The following is a 3,434-nucleotide window of genomic DNA, read 5'->3' on the forward strand; positions in this document are numbered from 1 at the left end:
GCGGGGGGGGGGCGGGGGGCCCGCGGGGGGCGGGGGCCCCCCGGCGATGGGCTGCAAAGCAGCCCCAGATCATCCCAGGTCACCGGGTTGTATAGACTTGTAACGGTATCCAGCCTGCGTAATTCCTCGTTTTGCCATATGTCATCCGCGTTTCAAGCCAGCGCGTTCTAGGCCTATAATGAAGCCCTTTTCGCCTAATGATTTTGCGGAGCTGGTGATGGTCGAACGTAAGGCTTCCGTCGAGCGCAATACCCTGGAAACCCAGGTCAAGTGCTCGATCAACCTCGATGGCAGTGGCAAGGCCCGATTCGATATCGGTGTGCCTTTCCTTGAACACATGCTGGACCAGATTGCTCGCCATGGGCTGATCGATCTGGATATCGAGTGCAAGGGTGACACGCATATCGACGATCACCATACCGTCGAAGACGTCGGCATCACCCTGGGCATGGCATTCGCCCAGGCCATCGGTGACAAGAAGGGCATCTTCCGCTACGGCCACGCTTATGTGCCTCTGGACGAAGCGCTGTCGCGCGTGGTCATCGACTTCTCCGGTCGCCCGGGCCTGCAGATGCACGTCCCGTATACCCGCGCCAGCGTCGGTGGCTTCGATGTCGACTTGTTCCAGGAGTTCTTCCAGGGCTTCGTCAACCACGCCCTGGTGACCCTGCACATCGACAACCTGCGTGGCCACAACACCCACCACCAGATCGAGACCGTGTTCAAGGCTTTCGGCCGCGCCCTGCGCATGGCCATTACCCTCGACGAGCGCATGGCCGGGCAGATGCCTTCCACCAAAGGGTGCCTGTAAATGCAGACGGTAGCCGTAATCGACTATGGCATGGGCAACCTGCACTCGGTGGCCAAGGCGCTCGAGCATGTAGGGGCCGGTAAGGTGCTGGTCACCAGCGATGCCACGGTCATCCGCGAAGCCGACCGCGTGGTATTCCCGGGCGTGGGCGCGATTCGCGACTGCATGGCCGAAATCCGCCGCCTGGGCTTCGACAGCCTGGTGCGCGAGGTCAGCCAGGATCGCCCGTTCCTCGGCATTTGCGTGGGTATGCAGGCGCTGCTCGACCACAGCGAAGAAAACGACGGTGTCGACTGCATCGGCATGTTCCCCGGCCAGGTGCGCTTCTTCGGCAAAGACCTGCAGGAAGACGGTGAGCACCTGAAGGTGCCGCACATGGGCTGGAACGAAGTCGGCCAGACCAACGACCACCCGCTTTGGCACGACATCCCCGACCGTGCGCGGTTCTACTTCGTGCACAGCTACTACATCAATGCCGGCAAGCCGGCCCAGGTGGTCGGCCGCGGCCATTACGGTGTCGATTTCGCCGCTGCGCTGGCCGATGGCTCGCGCTTTGCCGTGCAGTTCCACCCGGAGAAGAGCCATACCCATGGCCTGCAGCTGCTGCAGAACTTCGTTGCCTGGGACGGGCGCTGGTAAATGAGCAGGTCGAAGACCAAGGCCCCTGTCATCACCCTGGCCCCCGAGCAGGAGCGCGAAGCGCTGCACACGCTCAAGCGCTTCCTCGAAGACCGTTTCGAGCTGGAGCTGGGGTCGTTCGAAGTGGCCGAAGTCCTCGAGTTGTTCAGCAAAGAAATTGCACCCCATTACTACAACAGGGCGATTGCCGATGTTCAGCTGCACCTCAAGGAGCGGTTCGAGAGCATCGAAAGTGATCTGTGGGCGCTCGAGAAGCCCTGAAACCCCAAGAACAGACAGGTTCCCAAGATGCTGATTATCCCCGCTATCGATCTGAAGGACGGTGCCTGCGTGCGCCTGCGCCAAGGCCGCATGGAAGACTCCACGGTATTTTCCGACGACCCGGTGAGCATGGCCGCCAAGTGGGTCGAGGGTGGCTGCCGCCGCCTGCACCTGGTCGACCTCAACGGCGCCTTCGAAGGCCAGCCGGTCAACGGTGAAGTGGTCACCGCCATTGCCAAGCGCTACCCGACCCTGCCGATCCAGATCGGCGGTGGCATCCGCTCGCTGGAAACCATTGAGCACTACGTCAAGGCTGGCGTCAGCTACGTGATCATCGGCACCAAGGCGGTCAAGCAGCCGGAGTTCGTCGCCGAAGCGTGCAAGGCCTTCCCGGGCAAGGTCATCGTTGGCCTGGACGCCAAGGATGGCTTCGTCGCCACCGATGGCTGGGCTGAAGTGAGCTCGGTGCAGGTCATCGACCTGGCCAAGCGTTTCGAGGCCGATGGCGTCTCGGCGATCGTCTACACCGACATCGCCAAGGACGGCATGATGCAGGGCTGCAACGTGCCGTTCACCAAGGCACTGGCAGAAGCCACCTCCATCCCGGTGATCGCCTCGGGCGGCATCCACAACCTGGGCGACATCAAGGCCCTGCTGGACGCCAAGGCTCCGGGCATCATCGGCGCCATCACCGGCCGTGCCATCTACGAAGGCACTCTCGATGTCGCCGAGGCCCAGGCCTTCTGCGACAACTACCAAGGCTGAGGACTGAACCATGGCACTGGCCAAGCGCATCATCCCTTGCCTGGACGTGGACAACGGCCGGGTGGTCAAGGGCGTCAAGTTCGAGAACATCCGTGATGCCGGCGACCCGGTGGAAATCGCCCGTCGCTACGACGAGCAAGGTGCCGACGAAATCACCTTCCTCGACATCACCGCCAGCGTCGATGGCCGCGACACCACGCTGCATACCGTCGAGCGCATGGCCAGCCAGGTGTTCATCCCGCTGACCGTGGGCGGTGGCGTGCGCACTGTGCAGGACATCCGCAACCTGCTCAATGCCGGTGCCGACAAGGTCTCGATCAACACGGCCGCAGTGTTCAACCCGGAGTTTGTCGGCGAGGCAGCGGACCGTTTCGGTTCGCAGTGCATCGTTGTCGCCATCGACGCCAAGAAGGTGTCCGGGCCGGGTGAGCAACCGCGCTGGGAGATTTTCACCCACGGCGGGCGCAAACCGACCGGGCTGGATGCCGTTGAATGGGCGAAGAAGATGGAAGGCCTGGGGGCTGGCGAGATCCTGCTGACCAGCATGGACCAGGACGGCATGAAGAGCGGCTTCGACCTGGGCGTTACCCGTGCGATCAGTGATGCGCTGGGTATTCCGGTGATTGCCTCGGGTGGGGTGGGTAACCTGCAGCACCTGGCTGACGGTATTCTGGAAGGGCACGCCAGTGCGGTTCTGGCGGCCAGCATCTTCCACTTTGGTGAGTACACAGTGCCGGAAGCCAAGGCCTACATGGCTTCGCGCGGGATCGTCGTTCGCTGATCGATTAATTGGGGCTGCTTTGCAGCCCATCGCCGGCAAGCCAGCTCCCACAGGGACCGCACAAGGCTCAGGGCCTGCGCTGCCAATGTGGGAGCAACTGTCTTGCTCAATTTCTAAAAGCTGGCGTGATCCCTGTGGGAGCGGGCTTGCCCGCGAACACGGGCGAAGCCCGTGCCA

At 62.5% G+C, this 3,434-nt stretch carries 5 protein-coding genes; all 5 read left to right on the forward strand.

From position 1 onward, the window contains the following. Positions 1 to 217 precede the first annotated feature (217 nt). From hisB to hisF, 5 genes are read left to right on the forward strand one after another with little or no spacing between them, the layout of a single operon-like run. The gene (hisB, locus tag IRZ77_RS26530) at positions 218 to 811 is read left to right on the forward strand and encodes an imidazoleglycerol-phosphate dehydratase HisB (protein ID WP_003255736.1); all 594 of its coding nucleotides are present in this window, start codon (positions 218 to 220) and stop codon (positions 809 to 811) included. Next, positions 812 to 1,450, forward strand: a complete 639-nt coding sequence (gene hisH, locus IRZ77_RS26535) for an imidazole glycerol phosphate synthase subunit HisH (protein ID WP_025337371.1) — start codon at positions 812 to 814, stop codon at positions 1,448 to 1,450. Next, positions 1,451 to 1,711 carry a DUF2164 domain-containing protein gene (locus IRZ77_RS26540; RefSeq protein ID WP_046614499.1) on the forward strand — a complete coding sequence of 87 codons (261 nt, stop codon included), beginning with the start codon at positions 1,451 to 1,453 and terminating at the stop codon, positions 1,709 to 1,711. It begins immediately after the preceding gene. A 27-nt stretch (positions 1,712 to 1,738) separates the two neighbouring features. Continuing rightward, positions 1,739 to 2,476 carry a 1-(5-phosphoribosyl)-5-[(5-phosphoribosylamino)methylideneamino]imidazole-4-carboxamide isomerase gene (gene hisA / locus IRZ77_RS26545; protein ID WP_003257484.1) on the forward strand — a complete coding sequence of 246 codons (738 nt, stop codon included), beginning with the start codon at positions 1,739 to 1,741 and terminating at the stop codon, positions 2,474 to 2,476. A 10-nt stretch (positions 2,477 to 2,486) separates the two neighbouring features. Further along, complete coding sequence (hisF, locus tag IRZ77_RS26550; RefSeq protein WP_046614498.1) at positions 2,487 to 3,257, forward strand: imidazole glycerol phosphate synthase subunit HisF; 771 nt, start codon at positions 2,487 to 2,489, stop codon at positions 3,255 to 3,257. Positions 3,258 to 3,434 lie beyond the last annotated feature (177 nt).

It is taken from the genome of Pseudomonas pudica (assembly GCF_015680405.1).
Taxonomy (GTDB): Bacteria; Pseudomonadota; Gammaproteobacteria; order Pseudomonadales; family Pseudomonadaceae; genus Aquipseudomonas; species Aquipseudomonas pudica.

Bases quoted from the DNA above. Each gene is read 5' to 3' on its own strand.
- hisB (WP_003255736.1), top strand. From the start codon at position 218: ATGGTCGAACGTAAGGCTTCCGTCGAGCGCAATACCCTGGAAACCCAG.
- hisH (WP_025337371.1), top strand. From the start codon at position 812: ATGCAGACGGTAGCCGTAATCGACTATGGCATGGGCAACCTGCACTCG.
- IRZ77_RS26540 (WP_046614499.1), top strand. From the start codon at position 1,451: ATGAGCAGGTCGAAGACCAAGGCCCCTGTCATCACCCTGGCCCCCGAG.
- hisA (WP_003257484.1), top strand. From the start codon at position 1,739: ATGCTGATTATCCCCGCTATCGATCTGAAGGACGGTGCCTGCGTGCGC.
- hisF (WP_046614498.1), top strand. From the start codon at position 2,487: ATGGCACTGGCCAAGCGCATCATCCCTTGCCTGGACGTGGACAACGGC.